The organism is Microbaculum marinum (assembly GCF_037855135.1).
Classification (GTDB): domain Bacteria; phylum Pseudomonadota; class Alphaproteobacteria; order Rhizobiales; family Tepidamorphaceae; genus Microbaculum; species Microbaculum marinum.
This window is the reverse complement of the sequence record NZ_JAZHOF010000012.1, coordinates 83,909-103,685: the sequence shown is the minus strand read 5'-3', so window position 1 is coordinate 103,685 and position 19,777 is coordinate 83,909. Positions and strand designations below refer to the sequence as shown.

At 64.9% G+C, this 19,777-nt stretch carries 20 protein-coding genes; 9 read left to right on the top strand and 11 right to left on the bottom strand.

Annotated elements, in window-relative coordinates:
• Nucleotides 1-94: 94 nt before the first annotated feature.
• Both hisI and folE read right to left on the bottom strand, forming a co-directional pair.
• Nucleotides 95-517 (bottom strand): phosphoribosyl-AMP cyclohydrolase, encoded by a 423-nt coding sequence (hisI, locus tag V3328_RS23825; RefSeq protein WP_340332228.1) that lies wholly within the window; start codon nucleotides 515-517, stop codon nucleotides 95-97.
• 45 nt (nucleotides 518-562) lie between these two features.
• Nucleotides 563-1,195, bottom strand: a complete 633-nt coding sequence (gene folE / locus V3328_RS23820) for a GTP cyclohydrolase I FolE (protein WP_340332302.1) — start codon at nucleotides 1,193-1,195, stop codon at nucleotides 563-565.
• A 272-nt stretch (nucleotides 1,196-1,467) separates the two neighbouring features.
• Between folE and V3328_RS23815 the strand changes: the two genes are divergently transcribed.
• The 3 genes from V3328_RS23815 to thrS all read left to right on the top strand — a co-directional run bounded on the left by V3328_RS23815 (nucleotide 1,468) and on the right by thrS (nucleotide 4,266).
• The gene (locus tag V3328_RS23815) at nucleotides 1,468-1,914 is read left to right on the top strand and encodes an iron-sulfur cluster assembly scaffold protein (RefSeq protein WP_340332227.1); all 447 of its coding nucleotides are present in this window, start codon (nucleotides 1,468-1,470) and stop codon (nucleotides 1,912-1,914) included.
• Complete coding sequence (gene yidD / locus V3328_RS23810; protein WP_340332301.1) at nucleotides 1,911-2,252, top strand: membrane protein insertion efficiency factor YidD; 342 nt, start codon at nucleotides 1,911-1,913, stop codon at nucleotides 2,250-2,252. Before V3328_RS23815 ends, yidD begins: the two co-directional genes overlap by 4 nt.
• A gap of 70 nt (nucleotides 2,253-2,322) precedes the next feature.
• Nucleotides 2,323-4,266: a threonine--tRNA ligase gene (gene thrS / locus V3328_RS23805; protein WP_340332226.1), complete on the top strand. Its 1,944-nt coding sequence runs from the start codon at nucleotides 2,323-2,325 to the stop codon at nucleotides 4,264-4,266.
• Between the two features lie 24 nt (nucleotides 4,267-4,290).
• Here thrS and V3328_RS23800 read toward each other — a convergent pair whose 3' ends face one another.
• From V3328_RS23800 to V3328_RS23790, 3 genes are all read right to left on the bottom strand, one after another.
• Nucleotides 4,291-5,181 carry an HpcH/HpaI aldolase/citrate lyase family protein gene (locus V3328_RS23800; protein WP_340332225.1) on the bottom strand — a complete coding sequence of 297 codons (891 nt, stop codon included), beginning with the start codon at nucleotides 5,179-5,181 and terminating at the stop codon, nucleotides 4,291-4,293.
• 4 nt (nucleotides 5,182-5,185) lie between these two features.
• Nucleotides 5,186-5,656 (bottom strand): MaoC family dehydratase, encoded by a 471-nt coding sequence (locus V3328_RS23795; RefSeq protein ID WP_340332224.1) that lies wholly within the window; start codon nucleotides 5,654-5,656, stop codon nucleotides 5,186-5,188.
• Between the two features lie 108 nt (nucleotides 5,657-5,764).
• A complete protein-coding gene (locus V3328_RS23790) occupies nucleotides 5,765-6,556 on the bottom strand; it encodes an NAD kinase (RefSeq protein WP_340332223.1) in 792 nt (263 codons plus the stop codon).
• A 71-nt stretch (nucleotides 6,557-6,627) separates the two neighbouring features.
• Here V3328_RS23790 and cutA point away from each other — a divergent pair, with 71 nt between their 5' ends.
• Nucleotides 6,628-6,963: a divalent-cation tolerance protein CutA gene (gene cutA, locus V3328_RS23785; protein WP_340332222.1), complete on the top strand. Its 336-nt coding sequence runs from the start codon at nucleotides 6,628-6,630 to the stop codon at nucleotides 6,961-6,963.
• 18 nt (nucleotides 6,964-6,981) lie between these two features.
• Here cutA and V3328_RS23780 read toward each other — a convergent pair whose 3' ends face one another.
• Both V3328_RS23780 and V3328_RS23775 read right to left on the bottom strand, forming a co-directional pair.
• Nucleotides 6,982-8,913 carry a polysaccharide biosynthesis protein gene (locus V3328_RS23780; protein WP_340332221.1) on the bottom strand — a complete coding sequence of 644 codons (1,932 nt, stop codon included), beginning with the start codon at nucleotides 8,911-8,913 and terminating at the stop codon, nucleotides 6,982-6,984.
• A 140-nt stretch (nucleotides 8,914-9,053) separates the two neighbouring features.
• On the bottom strand, nucleotides 9,054-10,535 hold the full coding sequence (locus V3328_RS23775; protein ID WP_340332220.1) for an O-antigen ligase family protein: 1,482 nt from the start codon (nucleotides 10,533-10,535) through the stop codon (nucleotides 9,054-9,056).
• 11 nt (nucleotides 10,536-10,546) lie between these two features.
• Between V3328_RS23775 and V3328_RS23770 the strand changes: the two genes are divergently transcribed.
• The 3 genes from V3328_RS23770 to V3328_RS23760 are packed head-to-tail and all read left to right on the top strand — an operon-like array spanning nucleotide 10,547 to nucleotide 13,214.
• Entirely contained in the window at nucleotides 10,547-11,728 is a 1,182-nt protein-coding gene (locus V3328_RS23770) for a DegT/DnrJ/EryC1/StrS family aminotransferase (RefSeq protein WP_340332219.1), read from the top strand.
• Nucleotides 11,729-11,735: 7 nt separating this feature from the next.
• Nucleotides 11,736-12,608 carry a sulfotransferase family protein gene (locus tag V3328_RS23765; RefSeq protein WP_340332218.1) on the top strand — a complete coding sequence of 291 codons (873 nt, stop codon included), beginning with the start codon at nucleotides 11,736-11,738 and terminating at the stop codon, nucleotides 12,606-12,608.
• A 6-nt stretch (nucleotides 12,609-12,614) separates the two neighbouring features.
• The gene (locus V3328_RS23760; RefSeq protein ID WP_340332217.1) at nucleotides 12,615-13,214 is read left to right on the top strand and encodes a sugar transferase; all 600 of its coding nucleotides are present in this window, start codon (nucleotides 12,615-12,617) and stop codon (nucleotides 13,212-13,214) included.
• A gap of 32 nt (nucleotides 13,215-13,246) precedes the next feature.
• On the opposite strand, the gene V3328_RS23755 is transcribed toward V3328_RS23760, so the two are convergent.
• Genes V3328_RS23755 through V3328_RS23745 form a run of 3 tightly spaced genes read right to left on the bottom strand, consistent with a single transcriptional unit; the run spans nucleotide 13,247 to nucleotide 16,744 of the window.
• Nucleotides 13,247-14,452: a glycosyltransferase family 4 protein gene (locus V3328_RS23755; protein WP_340332216.1), complete on the bottom strand. Its 1,206-nt coding sequence runs from the start codon at nucleotides 14,450-14,452 to the stop codon at nucleotides 13,247-13,249.
• Between the two features lie 19 nt (nucleotides 14,453-14,471).
• On the bottom strand, nucleotides 14,472-15,602 hold the full coding sequence (wecB, locus tag V3328_RS23750) for a non-hydrolyzing UDP-N-acetylglucosamine 2-epimerase (protein ID WP_340332215.1): 1,131 nt from the start codon (nucleotides 15,600-15,602) through the stop codon (nucleotides 14,472-14,474).
• A complete protein-coding gene (locus V3328_RS23745; protein ID WP_340332214.1) occupies nucleotides 15,599-16,744 on the bottom strand; it encodes a polysaccharide biosynthesis C-terminal domain-containing protein in 1,146 nt (381 codons plus the stop codon). The genes wecB and V3328_RS23745 overlap by 4 nt, the downstream gene beginning before the upstream one ends.
• Before the next feature lie 105 nt (nucleotides 16,745-16,849).
• Here V3328_RS23745 and V3328_RS23740 point away from each other — a divergent pair, with 105 nt between their 5' ends.
• The gene (locus tag V3328_RS23740; RefSeq protein ID WP_340332213.1) at nucleotides 16,850-17,692 is read left to right on the top strand and encodes an adenylate/guanylate cyclase domain-containing protein; all 843 of its coding nucleotides are present in this window, start codon (nucleotides 16,850-16,852) and stop codon (nucleotides 17,690-17,692) included.
• Here the strand turns inward: V3328_RS23740 and panE are convergent.
• Nucleotides 17,689-18,624 (bottom strand): 2-dehydropantoate 2-reductase, encoded by a 936-nt coding sequence (gene panE, locus V3328_RS23735; protein ID WP_340332212.1) that lies wholly within the window; start codon nucleotides 18,622-18,624, stop codon nucleotides 17,689-17,691. The two genes, V3328_RS23740 and panE, sit on opposite strands and share 4 nt — an antisense overlap.
• Nucleotides 18,625-18,769: 145 nt before the next feature.
• Between panE and V3328_RS23730 the strand changes: the two genes are divergently transcribed.
• Nucleotides 18,770-19,777 (top strand): polysaccharide biosynthesis protein, encoded by a 1,008-nt coding sequence (locus tag V3328_RS23730; protein WP_340332211.1) that lies wholly within the window; start codon nucleotides 18,770-18,772, stop codon nucleotides 19,775-19,777.

Genomic DNA, 19,777 nt, shown 5'->3' with positions numbered 1-19,777 from the left:
TGTCGGCAGGGCGACGGCGCGTGTTCGGCACCGTTCTGACACTGCGACGGCACGATATGTGACGTTTGCGAACGGTGTGCGAGTTCCGCCGGATTCAGTCCTCGAATCGCAGGATGTCCGCGTCCGAAAGCGGCCGGCCCACCGGAATCGTGCGGTAGAAGCAGGTCCGCCGCCCGGTGTGGCAACTCGCCCCGGAACCGGCCACACGGACCTTGATCCAGACCGCGTCCTGGTCGCAGTCGACCCGCATCTCCTCGATCCTCTGCGTCGTGCCGCTGGTATCGCCCTTGCGCCAGAGCTCGCCGCGCGACCGGCTCCAGTAGTGGGCAATGCCGGTTTCTATCGACTTTTCAAGGGCTTCGGAGTTCATGTGGGCGAGCATCAGCACCTCGCCCGTCGCCGCGTCGGTCGCAACACAGGTGACGAGCCCGTCGGCGCCGAACTTCGGCGAGAGCCGGTTGCCCGACTCCAGTTCGGCCTTGTCGGCCGGAGGCGCAAAGGGTGAGGCGGCGTTCATGCGAGCGGACCAGGCGCGCCGGCAGCGCGCATATCGATCATCCCGTCAGCGGTTGCGGATGAGGCGCAGGAAGCGCTCCTGTTCGGCCGGATCGTTCTGGAAAACCCCGGTAAACTGGGTCGTTACCGTCGAAACGCCGTGCTTCTGAACCCCGCGCAGGCTCATGCAGGAATGCTCCGCCTCCAGCAGCAGCGCCACGCCGCGCGGCTGCAGCACCTCGTCGATCGTGGTGGCGATCTGCGCCGTCAGGTTCTCCTGCGTCTGCAACCGCCGCGCATAGATTTCCACGACGCGGGCAAGTTTCGACAGCCCGACCACCCGACCTTCCGGATAGTAGGCGACGTGCGCGGTGCCGGTGAACGGCAGCATGTGGTGCTCGCAATGGGACACGAACGGAATATCGCGCAGGAGCACGATGTCGTCGTAGCCGCCGACTTCCTCGAAAGTCCGGGACAGCGCCTCGATCGGGCACTCGAAATAGCCCCCGTACAGTTCCTCGAAGGCGCGGGCGACGCGGGCCGGCGTGTCGATCAGGCCCTCGCGCTTGGGATCGTCGCCGGTCCATGCGATCAGCGTTCTGACCGCGGCCTCGACCTGCTCGCGGCTCGGCTTCCCGCCCCGGTCGCGTTCGCGCGTCTCGACGGAACCGCCCGAGAAATTGCGCAGGATCGCGTCCATCGAGTTCTTACCTGGGCCGTCGGACATGGTGGAAATCTATCCTCAGAAAGCTCATTCGACTGCGATTGACAGGGTACGTCGGACCGGATGGTAAGGCAAAACCTTATGATTCCTGAAACGCCTTGTCACACCAATCGTTCGTCTCGATATATAGGTGCGTGTTTCGGCCGACAAGGAACCGGAACGGATAGACGCGGGCAGACCAACGCATAGCTTGCATTTGCGGGCTGCATTGGAACCTGATCGGCGGAATTGGAACTCGGGATCCGCTCATGCTGGACGAAATCTACAACAAGCGCATTCTGGAGCTGGCCGGAAATATTCCCCGGCTTGGACGTCTGGACGATCCCGACGGAACGGCCAAGGGCCACAGCAAGCTCTGCGGGTCCACGGTCACCGTCGACGTGAAGATGGACGACGACAAGGTTTCCGATTTCGCCCACGAAGTTAAGGCCTGCGCGCTCGGCCAGTCGTCCTCCTCGATCATGGCGCGGAATGTCATCGGTGCGACGCTTCCGGAACTGAGGACGGCGCGCGACGAGATGCAGGCGATGCTGAAGGAGAACGGGCCGCCGCCCACCGGACGCTTCGCCGATGCCGCGGTCCTCGAGCCGGTGCGGGATTTCAAGGCCCGCCATGCCTCCACCATGTTGACCTTCAACGCAACCGTCGAGGCCGTCGAGAAAGCTCTGGCCAAGCAGAAGGAAGACGCAGCCTGAGCCTTCGCCGGGAGGAGGGCGGACCGATCGCGCGCGCCGCCGGACTGCTGTTCATCGGGCTGATCCGCATCTACCGCTACACCCTGTCGGCGCTGATCGGGCGGCAGTGCCGGTATCTGCCAACCTGCTCGGAATACACCGAGGACGCCATTCGGCGGTACGGACCGTGGCCCGGACTCTGGATGGGAATGGCCCGTTTTTCGCGCTGCAATCCCCTGGGCGCCTCGGGTTTCGACCCCGTTCCCGACACCTTGCCCGAGCATGGCCGCTGGTATAAGCCGTGGCGCTACGGTCGCTGGAGCGGCCGGCACATCGCGCTCCGCCCCGACGCCGACTGAGCGCGTCCGGCGGAGCAACCAACAAGCCGCTTACCTGCGTTGGTATGCAGGAGTTGAGCAGGAGAAGAAGATGATTACGCTGACGTTTCCCGACGAGTCCAAACGCCAGTTCGATGCCGGCATCACGGGTGCCGAGATCGCCGAGGGTATTTCCAGGTCGCTTTCCAAGAAGGCGATGGTGGTCAAGCTCGATGGCGAACTGAAGGACCTGTCGGAACCGATCACCAAGGATGCCAGGATCGAGATCGTCACGCGCGACGATCCCGACGCGCTGGAGATCATTCGCCACGACACCGCCCATGTGCTGGCCGAGGCCGTGCAGGAGCTGTTTCCGGGCACGCAGGTGACGATCGGGCCGGTGATCGACAACGGCTTCTACTACGACTTCGCCCGCGACGAGGCGTTCACGCCGGACGACTTCCCGAAGATCGAGGCGAAGATGCGCGAGATCATCGCCCGCGACGCGCCGTTCACCAGGACGGTGTGGGACCGCGAGGACGCGCGGCGCTACTTCGGCGAGAAGGGCGAGCGCTACAAGGTCGAGCTGATCGATGCGATCCCGCAGGACCAGGAAATCCGCTTCTATCGCCAGGGCGAGTGGACGGACCTGTGCCGCGGTCCGCACGGGCCCTCGACGGGCAAGGTCGGCAGCGCCTTCAAACTGACCAAGCTGGCGGGCGCCTACTGGCGCGGCGATTCCAACAATCCGATGCTCCAGCGCATCTACGGCACGGCCTGGGCCAACGACAACGACCTCAAGGCCTACCTGACGATGCTGGAGGAGGCGGAGAAGCGCGACCACCGCCGCCTCGGCCGCGAGATGGACCTGTTCCATTTCCAGGAGGAGGCGCCCGGCGCCGTGTTCTGGCACGCCCACGGCTGGACGATGTTCCAGGCCCTGATCGCCTACATCCGCCGGCGCCAGGCCGAGACCGGCTTCATCGAGGTCAACACGCCCGACATGATGGAGCGTACGCTGTGGGAGCAGTCCGGCCACTGGGAGAAGTTCGGCGAGAACATGTTCACGACGGTGACGCCGGATGAGCGGGTGCATTGCTGCAAGCCCATGAACTGTCCCGGCCACGTGCAGGTGTTCAAGAACGGGTTGAAGAGTTACCGTGATCTGCCTATGCGCATTGCGGAATTCGGAAAGGTGCACCGCTACGAGCCGTCCGGTGCGCTGCACGGGCTGATGCGCGTCCGTCACTTCACGCAGGACGATGCGCATATCTTCTGCACCGATGAGCAGATCACCGCGGAGTGCATAGCGGTCAACGCGACGATCCTGTCGATCTATCGCGACTTCGGCTTCGAGAACGTGACCATCAAGTTTTCCGACCGGCCGGAAAAGCGTGTCGGATCGGATGCGGTCTGGGACAAGGCCGAGGATGCCCTCAAGCAGGCCTGCGAGGCCGCCGGCATCGCCTGGGAGCTCAATCCGGGCGAGGGGGCCTTCTACGGTCCGAAGCTCGAGTACGTGCTGCGCGACGCCATCGGGCGCGACTGGCAGTGCGGCACCCTGCAGGTCGACTTCAACCTGCCGGAGCGGCTCGGCGCCTTCTACATCGGCGCCGACGGCGAGAAGCACGTTCCCGTCATGCTGCACCGGGCGATGTTCGGCTCGCTGGAACGGTTCATCGGCATCCTGATCGAGAACTATGCCGGCCATCTGCCGCTGTGGCTGTCGCCGGTGCAGGTGGTCGTGGCGACGATCACGTCGGACGCCGACGACTATGCCGAGCAGGTCCGGGCCAGGCTCGAGGCGGGAGGTATCAGGACCGACATCGATCTGCGCAACGAGAAGATCAACTACAAGATCCGCGAGCACTCGCTCGCCAAGGTCCCCGCGATCGTCGTCTGCGGCAAGCGGGAGGCCGAGGAAGGGACCATCAACATTCGTCGCCTCGGCACCAGAGACCAGGCAGTTCTCCCCCTCGATCAGGCGATCGCCGAGTTCGTCGAGGAGGCGACCCCGCCGGACATCAGACGGCTGCAACTGTCGAAGGCGGCGTAGACCGGCTCGCGGTCCGCGCCTGATTCAGGCGCGGACCGACTTTCCCGCCGCCCGGGCCCGCGCCAGCAGGCGTTCGGCACGGCGCTGATGAGGGCGGTCGATCATCTGGCCGTCCAGGCTGGCGACGCCCGCGTGGCCAGCCTCGGCGAGCGCCTGCATCACTGCTTCGGCGTCGCGTATGGCGTTGATCGAAGGCGTAAACACCTCGTTGATCACGGCGACCTGCGCGGGATGGATTGCCATCTTCGCGACGAAGCCATCGCGGACAGCCTCCTCGCACTCGGCCCGCAGGCCCGCGTCGTTGCGGAAGTCGGTGTAGACCGTGTCGACCGCCATGACCTCGGCACCGGCGGCGGCGGCAAGGCATAGCGCGCGCGCCAGCCTGTAGAGGTCCGTGTAGTTTCCATTGCCGTCGCGGTTGGTCAGCGCGCCGACGTCGGCGGAAAGGTCCTCGGCCCCCCAGGTGAGCCCCTCCAACCGCTCGCTGGACCGGGCGTAGCTGCCCATGCCGAACAGTGAGCCGCCGGTTTCGGTGGCGATTGCGATGATCCGGGTGGCGCCGTCCTCGACGCCGCCGAGCGCCTCTGCCGTCGTGATCTTGGCGTCGATCAGCATGACATCGGCGCCGTTGGCTGTCTTGGGGGCGAAGATGCCGTCCGGCGAATGCACGAGCACGGCATCGAGATCATCGTCGGTGAGCCCCGTATCGAGGGCGTTCACGCGCACATACAGGCGGGGACGATTCAATTCCTTGACGGCTTCCGACAGGAAGCCCGCCGTCACTGCGCGCGCTTCGGCCTTCGCCGTCGCCGCAACAGAGTCCTCCAGATCGAGGATCAGGGCATCCGCGCCGCTGTCGAGCGCCTTGGCGAGCTTCCTGTGGCTGTCTCCGGGGACGAACAGAAACGAGCGCACCTGGCTATCCCTTTGCCGTAGTGGCGGGCTGCTTGCGCATGAACGCCTGCCGGGTGCAGACGCCCACGAGATCGCCATGCTGGTTGTAAGCGCGATGCTCCAACTCGACGATGCCGGCGTCCGGCCGTGACTTCGATTCGCGGCGCGATTTCACCTCGGTCTCCACACGGATCGTGTCGCCGTGGAAGACAGGCTTGGGGAACTTCACATCGCTCATGCCGAGATTGGCGATCGTCGTGCCGATCGTGGTGTCGTTCACCGAAATGCCAATCATCAGCCCCAGGGTGAAGAGCGAGTTGACCAGCGGCTTGCCGAACTCCGAGTTCTTCTCGGCGAAGTCGAAGTCGATGTGCAGCGGCTGCGTATTGTGGGTGAGGCAGGAGAACAGGATGTTGTCGGATTCCGTCACCGTTCGCCTGATGGCGTGATCGAAAATCCGGCCGGGTTCGAACTCCTCGTACCAGAGACCGCCCATCGATTCCCTCCCAGTGTGTTGTCGTTCTGTAAAGCAGCGGCGACAGCATTAACAAGCCGTTTACCACGTTTCGCAGAACGCGGAGCCACAGGGAAGGGCGGCGTAGGATCAGTAGCCGAACTGCTCGGCGAGGATGCGCTCGTCGAGATTGTGGCCGGGATCGAACATCATGAGCGCCTCGGCCGCGGCCATCTCCTCGATGTGCACGTGGACGACGGATCGGGTCTCCTGATGGTCGGCGACCGCGCTTACGGGCCGCTTCTGCGGATCGAGAATCTCGATATCGATCTGAGCGTTGTCCGGCAACAAGGCCCCGCGCCATCGGCGCGGCCGGAACGGGCTGATCGGGGTCAGCGCCAGGAGCGGCGAATTGATCGGGATGATCGGACCGTGCGCCGACAGATTGTAGGCCGTCGACCCGGCCGGCGTCGCCACCAGTATGCCGTCGCAGATCAGTTCGGCGAGTCTGACCTTGCCGTCGATCAGGACGCGCAGCTTGGCCGCCTGGTGGGTCTGGCGGAGCAGGGAGACCTCGTTGATGGCCAGTTCCTCGTGCGTCTTGCCGGAGATATCCGTGGCCCTCATCACCAGCGGATGCATGACCGTGGTTTCGGCTTCCGCGAGGCGCTGGACGAGATCGTCTTCGGAGTACTCGTTCATCAGGAAGCCCACCGAGCCGCGGTTCATCCCGTAGATCGGCTTGCCGGTGTTCATGAACCTGTGCAGCATCTGCAGCATGAAGCCGTCGCCGCCGAGCGCGACGATGACGTCCGCATCCATGGGGTCGACGCCGTCGTACCTAGCGGAAAGCCGTCCGCATGCCGATTCGGCCTCCTCGATCGGGCTGGCCAGGAATGCGATCGAGCGGAAGGCGTTGCGGGACTTCTCGGTATCGGCCATCGGTTTGCCACTGAGCGAAGGGAGCCGGCACTATAACGTCAGGACGGCCCAAGCCAACGGGAGACGCGGACATGATCGACACGGACGATCCGATACGGCTGATCTATTCGACTTTCGCCACGATCGAGGATGCCGAGAGATGCGGCAGCGCACTGGTCACGCAGAAGCTCGCGGCGTGCGTCAACATCCTGCCGCGCATGATCTCGATCTACGAGTGGAACGCCGCGCTCTCCCACGAGGAGGAAGTCGTGATGATCGTCAAGACCCGGCAGGCAGTCCTCGAGCGGGCGCTGACAGCATTGCAGGATCTGCACCCCTACGACACACCGGCGCTGATCGTCCTGGACACCGTGTCGGTCAATCCTGCCTACGCCGACTGGCTGCGGGCGCAGACCAGGGCTTCCTGACTTCGTTCGGTTGGCGGATCAGTTGGGTCGCTGCGGCGAATATTCCGGCACGAGCGCCACGAGTCGCGACAGCATGGCAGCGTCATCGCTTTCGCGGGTTGTCGCCTGAAGCCGCTTGATTTCCTCGATATACGCTTCGGGCACGATGCTGCGCGGTTCGGCGGACAGAATGCCTTCCAGCTCCGTGGTGTGCAGCGGCTCGCTCTGGTCGAACAGTTCCTCGTGCAGCTTTTCGCCTTCGCGTACGCCGGTGAACTCGATCGCGATGTCCCGGCCTGGCTCGAAACCGGCAAGGCGGATCATCTGTTCGGCGATATCGACAATCCGCACCGGCTCGCCCATGTCGAGTACGAATATGGAGATCCGGCTGCGCGTGCTCAGACCCAGCGCCGAGGCCATCAGCACCAGGCTGACCGCCTCCTTGATCGTCATGAAGTAGCGCTTCATGTCGGGATGGGTGACCGTGATCGGCCCGCCCTGTTCGAGCTGCTCCTGAAACAGCGGCACCACCGATCCGCTCGAGCCCAGCACGTTGCCGAACCGCACCGACATGAAGCGCGTCTCGTGGCTGCCGTTGCCGTTCGCCCGATTGCCGGCGGCGTGGCCCAGCGCGTCCAGGACCTCGCAGTAGCTTTCCGCGGCGCGCTTCGTCGCCCCCATCACGGAAATCGGCTGTACGGCCTTGTCGGTCGAAATCATCACCATCGCCTTGGCGCCGAATTTGCGGGCGGCATCGGCGACATTGACGGTCCCGATGGTGTTGGTGAGGATTCCCTCGGCGATGTGACGCTCTACGATAGGGACGTGCTTGAGCGCGGCGGCGTGGAATACGAGGTCCGGCTTGAACTGCTCGATGACCTGGGAAATCTTGCGGCGATCCCGCACGTCGCAAAGCCGCCCCTCGACCGGCACGCCGGGGAAATCGCGCTGCAGGTCCTTGGTGATGCCATAGAGCGCGAACTCGGAGTGCTCTACGATGAGCAGCCGCCGGCAGCTCATGCCGGCGATCTGGCGGCAGAGCTCGCTGCCGACGGTGCCGCCGCCGCCCGTGACGAGAACGCGCTGGCCGTCGATCAGCTTGCGGATGATCGTATAGTCGAGTTCGCGGGTCGTGCGCCCCAGCAGATCCTCGATATTGATCGGGGTCAGCTTGATCCGTCCGTCCCCGTCCGGTCCGTCCATGGCCGGGCGGAGGATCCGCTCGACGCTCAGGCCAAGCTTGCGCGCCTGAACGATGAGCGTCTCGATGTCACGCTCCTTCGTCAGCGCCTCGTTGGTCAGGATCAGGCGTCGCGGCAGCTGGCCGCGCTGGGCAAGGCGCTGGACGATGCGCTCGATGTCCGACGAATGTCCGAGCACCGGTACGTTGCGGATGCGGTGACCGATATGGGCCTGCTTTGTCGACAGCATGCCGACCGGCTTGAGCAGCTCCGATCCGTTGGTTTCCAGGGACCGTATGATGATCTCCGCCTCGTTGCCGGATCCTGCGATGAGCACGGGAATTGCCGCGCGACGGGATCGGTAGCCGCGCTTCAGCAAACGCTGGTCCCGGTAGACGCGGTAGAGCATGCGCGGGCCGCCGAGCAGGGCGGTCAGGATGAACCAGTCCGTGAAAACGATCGTGCGCGGGACGACGATCGCCCCGCGGGAGGCGAAATCCAGCACGACAAGGAACACGGTGACGGAGGTCACCGCCTTGACGATGTTGACCAGGTCGGGAATCGAGGCGAAGCGCCAGATGCCGGCATAAAGCCCGAACGCCCAATAGGCGATCGCAGCGAACGGAAGCACCGCCGCCAACAGGATGCCAATTTCGTCGGCTCTGTAGGTGAAGGCGTCCGGACCGAACCGGATGTAGTAGCCGATCACGATCGACGCCACCGTCATGACGAGGTCGTGGGTAAAGGCGGCCAACCGTTTCGGTGTCAGCGGGCTCGGGGCAAAACGCATACGATTCTGCGTGACTCGATAATGGGTTTAGGTAGTCCTTACACCCTCGGGTCGTGGCGTCCAACCGTCTTGTTGTAACGCCTTGTCCATGCCCGATCGGCCCGGACGTACAATCCCTGGTGGCGAAATGAGCCGATCGATCAATCCGACGATGCAGGAGTCGCTGCTTCGCGGCCACCGGCGCCGCGGGCGCCCGGATACTCCTCGCGAATATTGAAGAGGGCTACCAGCAGCATGAGGAGGCTGATCCACCAGGTTTGCCACGCGCCGTGGCTGACCATCGAGATCGCGAGAGTGGCAGCCGCCGCCCCGTAGGCATAGGGGCGCCGGGCGGCGGGCATCCGGCCGATGCCCAGTATGATGCCGATCATGGCGATCGCGGCGAGAAGGACGCCGATGGCCCCCAGTTCGACCCATATCTGCAGGATGGGATTGTGCGGGTGATGAACCGGACCGATCGTCCAGGTGACCCCTGGAAGTTCCCTCAGGCCGAAGTAGCGCGACGCCTCGAGGCCCCAGCCGAAAACGGGGTGCTCCAGGGCGGCGCGGGAAAATGCCTCCCAGATCTCGAGGCGCCGTTCCGTACTCATGTCGACCATGGTGTCGACCCCGGTCTCGATTGCGAGATCGGAAATCAGCTTGGCCGTCATGGGCATGGCCACGAACGCCGCTGCCGTTACGGCGACCACGCCGAACGCCGCGAGCCGGTTGCTGATGTAGGCAAGGGCGAGAACGAAAAGGCCCGCGGCGATGGCGAACAGCGAGGCGAGGCTGCTCGAGACGGCCACCGCACAGACGACCAGTGCGAGCACGCCGACCTTCTGGAGCGTCGCAAACCGGCCGGTAGTCACTGCCAGAGCGGGCCACATCAACAGGCTGACCGTCACGACCGAACGGTTCAGGTAGGCGGGATTGGCACCATAGAAATAGCTGCGCAAAACGCCGGACGTGCCCAGTTCCACGATCAGGATCGTTGCCGCCAGTGCGATTCCGAACGGTGCGGTATAGCGCAACCTGTCTTCGTCCAGCGGTGGCATCAGGCGCAGCAACACCACGACGATGACGAACGTGATCAGCATCTTGATCGCCTGATCCGCCGCGAACTCCGGTTCGATCGCCCAGAATGCCGAAGCGCCCGCGTACAGGATCAGGGCGAGAACGCTGAGCGCCCAGTAAGGCAAGGACGCCGGATTGAGCGCGAATTTCGTCCCCTCGCGGACGGACATGCCGCGTCCCTCGAAGCTGACGGCGAAGCCGTAGAGCATCGTGAACAGCAGCGCGAAGAGAAGCACCGTCGGCAGGGCGCGGCTGGAATAGATCACCACGACGGGCGCCGCGATGAGCAGCGTGAACAGGGCGGCATCGGAAAAAAAGCGCGCGCCCACCGCCGACACGAAGGTTTGAAACATCCGGCACAGGCCGTGCACATCCTGCACAAGGTGACGCCAGACAAGTCGCACGTTCAGGACGTTCCTTCGGGAATGCTGTTGGCCAGCAGGTCGACGACGGCGCTTATACGGCGGGCGACCGGGCGGGAAAAGTGTTGATCGGGCAGACGCGGGGCGGTTAGGTGCCCGACTGAGCCGAGGCGGCTTCCACAGCAAGGCATAGCAAAGCGTCACCGACGATGTCGATGAGAGATTCCATCAAGGTTCCCTTCTTTCGTCCTTCGATCGGCGATGAGGAGATCGAGGAGGTCGTCGCCACGCTGCGCGGCGGCTGGCTGACAACGGGGGATCGCGCGCGCCGGTTCGAAGATGGTTTTGCCGACTTTCTGGGCGGCAATGTGGAAGCGATCGCGGTGAATTCCGCCACAGCCGGCTTGCACCTGGCGCTGGAGGCGCTGGGCATTGGTCCCGGCGACGAGGTGATCGTGCCGGACCTGACGTTCACGGCAACCGCCGAGGTGGTGCGATACCTCGGCGCGGAGGTGAAACTGGTCGATGTCGACCCCGAAACGCTGTGCATGGATCCAGACAGGTTCGCCGACGCGATCAGCGGGCGAACCCGCGCGGTGATGCCGGTTCACTACGGTGGGCTGTCCTGCGACATGGACCGTCTCGGCCGGATCGCAGCGAGCAACGGCATCGAGATCGTCGAGGATGCGGCTCACGCGCTGCCGACGCGCTGGAATGGCAGGCTGATCGGGGCTCTCGGTACGGCCGCCGCGGTATTCAGCTTCTACGCCAACAAGACGATCACGACGGGGGAGGGCGGCATGCTCGTGACGTCCCGCCGCGAGATCGCGGAGCGCGCCCGCATCATGCGGTTGCACGGCATCGACCGGGATTCCTTCGACCGTTTCAGCCGCCCCGGGGCGGGCTGGCGCTACGACATCGTCGCGCCGGGCTTCAAGTACAACCTGTCGGACCTTGCCGCCGGTGTCGGTCTGCGGCAACTGCGGAAGGCGGACTTGTTTCGCGACCAGCGGGAGGCGGTCGCCGCGCGATATTTCGAAGCATTCTCGGACCTGCCGCTGCGGCTGCCGGCCCGCGGCGCCCAGGGGGGGCATGCCTGGCACCTGTTTGCGGTCCGGCTCGAGCCGGACGCACCCGTCGACCGCGATGGCTTCATCGCACTGCTGACGGAACGAGGGATCGGTTCGAGCGTCCACTATGCGCCACTGCACCAGATGACCTATTGGAAGGAACGCTACGGCTTGAAAGCTGAGGATTTTCCGGTCGCCGAGGACGCCTTCAGAAGTCTTGTTACCCTGCCTCTGTTCCCGGCCATGCGCGACGAAGAGATCGATGCCGTGACAGGCGCGGTGCGCGACATTCTGACCGCCGGACGGCAGGTTGCTGCCGGAGCCTGAGGTCGCCGTGGCAGACGCCGCCCCCCGTTTCGTCGTCGTCCTCGGTCCCGCGCGTTCCGGAACGACCTTGCTCAGGGACCTGATAGCCGCACATCCGGCCGTCGCCGGGGTGCCGTTCGACGTCAACCACATCTGGCGGACAGGCAACGAGGCGCATCCCGACGACGCCTTCCCCGCCGAGGCTGCAAGACCGGAACCGGCCCGCCGGATCCGGGAGCGCCTGACGGCGCTGGCAATGCGAAATGCCGGTTCGTCACCCGTGTCGGGCGCGCGATGGATCGCCGAAAAGACCGTGGGCAACGCCCTGCGCCCGGATTTCGTCGATCGGGTGCTGCCGGACGCTACCTACGTGCGCATCGTTCGCGATCCGCGGCACACGATCCCGTCCTCGATAGCGGCATGGAAGGCGCCGCAGGACCTCGGCTACCTCGCCCGCAAGGCGCGGTACTTCGATGCGCGCGACATCGGCTATATGGCCTGGTACGGGATGAACGCGGTGGCAGGCCGGCTTCGACACGGGCGCGGCGTCAAGGTTTGGGGCGCGCGCTACCCCGGCATTCAGGACGATCTTGCCCTGTACAGCCTGGAAACGGTGTGTGCGCGCCAGTGGCTTGCCGCCATCGGCTCGATCGACCGGTTTTTCGGTGCGTTGCCCGCGGATCGGGGGATATCGCTGCGCTACGAAGACCTCACGTCCGGTCCGGAGAGCCTGGCGCAGGTCTGGTCGTTTCTCGGCGTTGCGGATGACGCGCTGGCGCGGACGGTCTTCTCCGGGCGCGTAAGAGAAGCGACCGGGAGAACCTCTGCGCTTCCCGATGCGATCACCGGGGACACCCGGGCCGCCGTCGAGGCAAAGATGGCTGAACTCGGCTATGTTTGAGGCGTCATGCGCGGGGACCTGACGAAACGGCTGTTCGACATCGCGGCGAGCTTTGCGGGCATCGTCGTCCTGTCGCCGGTCATGGCCGCAATCGCCGTTGCTGTCCTGATCGATTCCGGACCGCCGGTATTCTTCTCGCAGGTGCGCATCGGCCGGGGAGGCGTGCCGTTCCGGATGCACAAGTTCCGTTCGATGCGTCCCGGGCCGGGGCTGCAGGTCACCGCCGGCGGCGATCCGCGCATTACCCGGGTCGGCGCCTTCCTGCGCCACTACAAGCTGGATGAACTGCCGCAGCTCTGGGATATCCTGCGCGGCAAGATGTCGTTGGTGGGACCGCGGCCCGAAGTGCCTGCGATGTTCGCCCGCTATCCGGCGGAAAGCCGCGAAAAGGTGGTTTCCGTGCGGCCGGGCATCACCGACCTGGCGACCCTGGAATACCGGCACGAGGAAGAGATTCTCGCCCGTGCCGAAGATCCCGAAAGAACGTATATCGAGGAGATCGTGCCAAGGAAGGTGGCGCTGTATCTGGAATACGTCGACCGGCGCAGCTTCCGGCTCGATCTTGCGATTATCCGGCGAACGATTAAGGCGCTGTACTCTGACTGACCGTGGCCGGCCTTCGCTTCTGGCAAGGCGCCTCAGTCGGCCACGAAAGTGTCTATAAGGCGCACCCATCGTTCGCGGATCGCCTCGCGTCCGAAATCGCGGGCAGCCAGCGCCTCCATGCGCTCCTTGATGCCGGCTTCTCCGGAGAACGTGTCGCGCGCCCTCCTGATCACATCGGCGACCGCCGACGCGTCGCCGAGGACGGCGATACCGGCATCGTTGCCGCGCAGGTAGTGGGCGAGATCGCTTTCGGCTTCGATCAGTGCGAGGACCGGCAGACCGGCGGCAAGGTAGGTCATGAGCTTGCTGGGGTAGGACACCCGGTACATGCCGGGAACCAGCGAAATGACGCCGAGATCGGCGGTTCGGGTAAGCTGGAACGCTTCATTCGACGGCAGGCGCTCGTTGAAGTGGACATGCTTGAGCCCCCGCTGGCGAACCGTTTCGCGCAGCGTCTCCTCCATCACGCCGGATCCGATGAATTCCAGCGAGATGCCCTCCGCAGGATCGATCAGCGCCATCGCCTCGACCAGCAGCTGGAGGTTCTGGAACCTGCCGATATTGCCCGAGAACACCAGGCGGAAATCGCTCGTTTCGAGCCGTTTGGGCGGAGAAGTGTCGGATTTCAGTTCCTGCTGGACGAAATTGTTGATGACGTGAAAGGCAACGGCGCCGTTGCCGCCACGATCCGCGACCGTGCGCATCATGTCCTCGGAGAGAACGACGACGGCCGACGCGCTGCGGCAGGTCCAGGAATCAATGGTAGCGAGGACGCCGATCAAGGCCCGCTTGAGCGCGCCTGGCGGACGCGGCGAAGCATGGCGCCAGACTTCCGGATAGACGTCCTGCATGTGGTAGAGCAGTCGCGCCCCGCATGCGCGTGCCGACACCATGGCATTGAAGCCGCTGTAGACGGGCGGCAGCGTGTTGGCCCAGACGAGATCGAAGCGGTGGCGCGCCGCATACGAGAAGGCCGAAACCTGGAAGAGCAGGGCGTTGACCGACCGCATGAACATGCCGCCCGTTTCGGCCGGCAGCGGCAGGCGTATGATACGGACGCCGCCCTTGAACTCGCGCTTCGGCAGGGCTGCGGACTTGCGGCCTTGATAGGACGGCTGAGCCGTAACCACGAAGACCCGGTGGCCGCGTGCGGCGAGGTGCTCGGCGATCGTCCTCAGCATCGATCCGAGCGGCGGGGTATCGGGCCAGTAGTGCCGGTAGATGATCAGGATCTTCAACGCCGCCCCCGGTCGCTGGTCAGGCGCCGCGCGGGTCGATGCCGACCCACCGATGCATCAGCCGCGCCGTGCCGAGCACGAGGCTTACAACCCGTGCGGAGGTGTCGGCGATCTCGTAGTCCGGCGGACAGGCCGGCCGCTCGCCGGCCGCAAACCTCCCGGTCTGCCAGGCGATCGCTTGGCAGACCGTCTCGGGATCGATGCCTGTCAGCAGCATCGCGCCGGCTTCCACGCCTTCCGGGCGTTCTGTGGCGTTGCGCAGCGACACTGCAGGAAACTGGAGAATGGCGGCCTCCTCGGCCAGGGTGCCGGAATCCGAGACGGTGCAGAAGGCGTTCTTCTGGAGCTTGACGTAGTCCAGCAGGCCGAAGGGGGGATGAAACCGCACGCCGTCGCCGACGACAGGATTTCCCGCTTCCTCCATGCGGCGCCGGAGACGCGGATGCGTGGAGACGAGCACGGGCCGGTCGAAGCGCTGCGACAGCCTTGTCAGCGTTTCGGCGACGAGCGAGAGATGTTCGGGATTGTCGACGGTCTCCTCGCGGTGGACGCTGGCGACGATGTAGGCGCGGGGCTGCAGTTCCATCCTGCCCAGCACGTCCGAGGCCTCGATGTCGTCGCGGTAATGCTCGAGCACCTCTCGCATCGGCGACCCGGTCAACGCGATGCGGCGGGGCGGCAAGCCCTCGGCCAGCAGGTTGCGCCGGGCGTGCTCGGTATAGACCAGGTTGAAATCGGCGATGTGGTCGATCATCCGCCGGTTGGTCTCCTCGGGAACGTTCCAGTCGAAGCAGCGGTTGCCCGCCTCCATATGGTAGACGGGAACGCGCATCCGCTTGGCCATGATCGCCGACAAGGCGGAATTGGTGTCGCCCAGCACCACCAGCGCCTCGGGTTTCTCCTCTTTCAGGACCCGTTCCGACCCGCTCAGGATGTTGCCGAGCTGGCCGCCCAGCGTGTCGGCCCTGACGCCGAGATGATGGTTCGGTGCACGCAGGCCGAGATCCTCGAAGAAGACGTCGGAAAGGGCGCGGTCATGGCTCTGGCCGGTGTGGACGAGGACGTGGTCGCAAGCCTCGTCAAGCCGCGCGATGACGCGCGACAGGCGGATGATCTCCGGCCGGGTGCCGAGGATGGTCATCACCTTCATGGCGTACCCGCCGCTTTCGTGCCGTGGTCGGCGTCCTCCGGCTCTACCGGCACCCTGTAGGTATCGGGCGCCTCGGGATCGTAGAGCTCGTTCGTCCAGAACATCGCGATCAGTTCGCCGGACCCGGTGTTGCGCAGGTTGTGGGTATGCATCGTCGGCATGTCGACATAGGCGGGCGCTTCGCCGCTCACCCTGAACCGGTTGACCTGCGAACCGCAGATCCGCCGCACGGCAACCTCCGCTTCGCCGGCCATGATGACGAAACGCTCCACCTTGCGGAAATGAAAATGTTCGCCGCGGACGAAACCGGGATGGGTGCTGGAATAGTGGATCTGGCCGCCGTTCCCCTCCCGTATGGCCTCGATCAACGTGCCGCGCTGGTCCGTGTGCATCGTGAAGGCGACGGGATAGTGCCGGGGAAACAGGTAGCTGCGGTAGGTGTTGAACAGATCGCGCTCGAACGGCTCGCGCAGATCCGGGATATAGTGGTCCCTGTAGTCGGCATCGATCGTCCGCAGCCGGTCGAGAAGCGCCGATACGGTGAGCCGCGTCCCTTCCGGTCGCCAGACTTCCGCACCTTGGTCCGCGAGAAGCGTGCCAATTCCCTGCGCGACCTCGTGCGCATGCAGGAACTCGATCTCGGCATCGACATCGATTCGGGGTTCGCCGCCGGACGCCAGTTGATGGCAGAAGGTGGACACCACCGAGTTGTGGAACGGACGCCCGCCCTCGCCAAAGACGTTGGGCAGGATCATGTCCGTGAACCGGGCGCCGGTCCTGGCCGCCCAGCGGGCCAGGATCTCACCTGCCGCGCGCTTCGAGCGGGCGTAGGGGGTGTCTCGCTCGACTTGCGTCGAGGAGGCGTGCAGGACGCGAGGAGCCAGTCCCTGACGCTCAAGAGCGCCGGCGAGCGTGCGGGCGAGCCGTACATTGGTCTCGTAGACCGTGTCTTCGTCGCCGCGGTTCATCGCCGCAAGATGAACGACCGCATCGCATCCCGACAGAATGCCTGCCAGCGTTGCCGTGTCGTCCCAGGCCGCCTTGGGAACCGGTACGACCAGGATCCCGGGCTGCACCGACAGCCACGCATGGGTGTGCCAGCCGATCAGCCCGTCCGCTCCGGTAACCGCGATCTTCCTCATGCGGGCGAAATGGACGGTCTGGACGGCGTGGAGTCAAGCCGCCGCGGCATCGATGGTGACCGCCTTCCGGCAGTGTGATATATGATTAGATGGCTAGGTAGTGTCATGATGCAGATCACGGATGCTGTAGCGGACGCGAAGCTGGCTGCGTGGCAGAAGGTCCTGAAGGAGGGCCACGCTGGCCACAAGGCACTGCGGCACGTCATGCGCTACGTGCCGGGTACGCCGCGCTGCAAGATTTGCCTCAATCCGTTCGGCGGATTTGGGGGACGCGTGTGCCGCACCTTGGGATTCAGACGTTCGAAGAAAAATCCGAACATATGCGAGCTCTGCTGCGAGAAGATGCCACTGGGCGGCGCGGAGATCGAAACCGCCATCCTGTTTGCCGACATCCGCGGGTCGACGGGGCTGGCCGAACGACTCGGCCCGGTGCGGTTCGCCGGAATGCTGAACCGCTTCTACGCAACGGCGACAGGGGTTCTCGTCCGTCATGACGCGACGATCGACAAGCTGATCGGCGACGAAGTGATGGCCTTCTTCATTCCGGGGTTTGCAGGCCCTGACTTCAAGAGCGCCGCGGTTTTCGCTGCCCGGGACATCATGCGCGAACTTGGATATGGCGCCGCCGCCGAGCCGTGGCTGCCGGTCGGGATCGGCATAGAAGTCGGCACGGCGTTCGTCGGCAATGTCGGGCGCGAGGATTACTACGACTTCACAGCTCTCGGCGACCCGGTGAACGTCGCTGCACGGATCCAGGCCGCGGCCGCGCCCGGCGAGATTCTGGTCGGCGAAAAGGCTTTCCTCGCCGTGGCGGACCGCTTTCCACATTCCGAGGTCCGGTGGCTGGACGTGGCGGGCAGGAGCGAACCAGTCGCGGTGCATTCTATCCGGCTCGCACCGGACAGTCAGCCAATCAACGTGGTTCAAGACGCGCAGCGCATGGACTAGCCTGCCGCAGAGCCTTCGCGGGCCCGTCTGGCTTCATAGGCCTTCAGGTGAACGTTGACGATCCGCAGCAGGGGGTAGTCCTCGGGGTCGCCGCCGCGGCGCAGGAGGTCTCCGATGATGGGCTCGGCCTCGATCGGTCCGCCGCGTTCCACATCCCGCAGCATCGACGCCATCAGCGGCGAGCCTGCCTCGGTGAACATCTTGCGGGCCCGCTCGATCGATTCCTCCGACGGCGGGAACCCGGAGCGCGTGGCGATCGTCCTGCATTCCTCGAGCAGCGCGATCGTCAGGTAGTTGCCGCCAGCGGCGGCGATGTCGCCCGCTGCGGCGCGCATCAGGCATGTGATTCCGGCGGCATTGGCGATGAACACCCATTTCTCCCACATGCCCTGCAGGATCTCGGTGCTGAGCTTGACGTCGAATCCGCCCAGTCCCAGCTCCGCCGCGACGGCTTCGGTGCGATAGGAGACGCTGCCGTCGCGCTCGCCGAAAGCCAGGAAATGCAGGTCGTTGTGGTGAATGATGTGACCGTCCTGGGCGAGCGAGGTTGAGATGACGCACAGCCCGCCTAGGACCGGCTTCTCACCAAATCGCTCGACCAGTCGGTCGATATGCGCCATGCCGTTCAGGAGCGGCAGGATCGACGTCTCGGGGCCGACGGCGGGGGCGATCGCCTCGATCGCGCCGTCCAGATCGTACGCCTTGCAGCTCAGGATGATGAGGTCGAAGCTGTCCCTGATCCCGTCGGCCGTGACGGTGGGCGGATTGGGCAGATCGAGGTCGCCCAGTTGGCTCCTGACGACCACGCCGCCCTGCGCCAGCAGTTCGGCTCTGCGCGGACGCACCAGAAACGTCACGTCGCGCCCGGCCGCGAGCAGCCGCCCTCCGAAGTACCCCCCGATCGCACCGGCCCCGACAACCAGAATTCGCATAACCTGCTCCCTGTCTTATTCGCGGCGGCACCTTAAACGTTGAGGTGGCTCCGGCAATGGCAATTCGCGGAAGATGACGCTCCCGCCGCCCGAATTGCACGGCAGCCCCGCCTGTGGCACATGATCCGGCAGCACAGGCAGGCACATGCAAGACAAGACCATCCTGATTACCGGCGGCACCGGATCCTTCGGCAGCGTCATGGTGCAGCACGCGCTTCGGCGCGGGGCGCGCGAGATCCGCATCCTGTCTCGCGACGAGGAGAAGCAGGACACCATGCGCAATCGCCTGCGCGAGGCGCGGCTGTCGTTCTATATCGGCGACGTCCGCGACATCGGCAGCGTCGACAGGGCGATGGCCGGCGTCGACCTGGTGTTCCACGCCGCCGCCCTGAAGCAGGTCCCGTCCTGCGAGTTCTTCCCCATGGAAGCCGTGCGCACGAATGTCATGGGGTCATCGAACGTGATCGACTCGGCGATCGCGAACGGCATCGAACGGGTCGTCTGTCTGTCGACCGACAAGGCGGTGCTGCCGATCAACGCGATGGGCATGTCCAAGGCGCTGATGGAGAAGCTGGTCCAGGCGGCTTCCCGCCGTCGCAACGGTACGGGAACGATCGTTGCCTGCGTGCGCTACGGGAATGTCATGTATTCGCGCGGATCGGTTATCCCGCTGTTCGTCGAGCAGATCCGCTCGGGCGGTCCGGTCACCGTCACCAATCCCGAGATGACCCGGTTCCTGCTGCCGTTGAGCGATTCGGTGGCGCTGGTCGAACATGCGCTGACCCACGCCGAACCCGGCGACGTCTTCATCAAGAAGGCGCCGGCCTGCACCATTCTGACGCTTGCCCAGGCGCTGAACGCGTTGCTTGGCGCCGACGCCGAGATCCGCACCATCGGCGTACGCCACGGCGAGAAGCTCTACGAGACGCTTGCGACTGCCGATGAACTGGCAAGTGCCGACGACCAGGATGCTTACTGGCGGATCCGGATGGACGGGCGCGATCTCGACTACGCTTCGTACTTCTCCGAAGGCGATCCGCGCGTGGCCAGGCTCGTCGACTACACCTCGCACAATACCGAGCGGCTCGACATCAACGGTACGATGGCGCTGCTGAAGGCGCTGCCGGAGTTCCGGGCGGCGGTCGGCGGATAA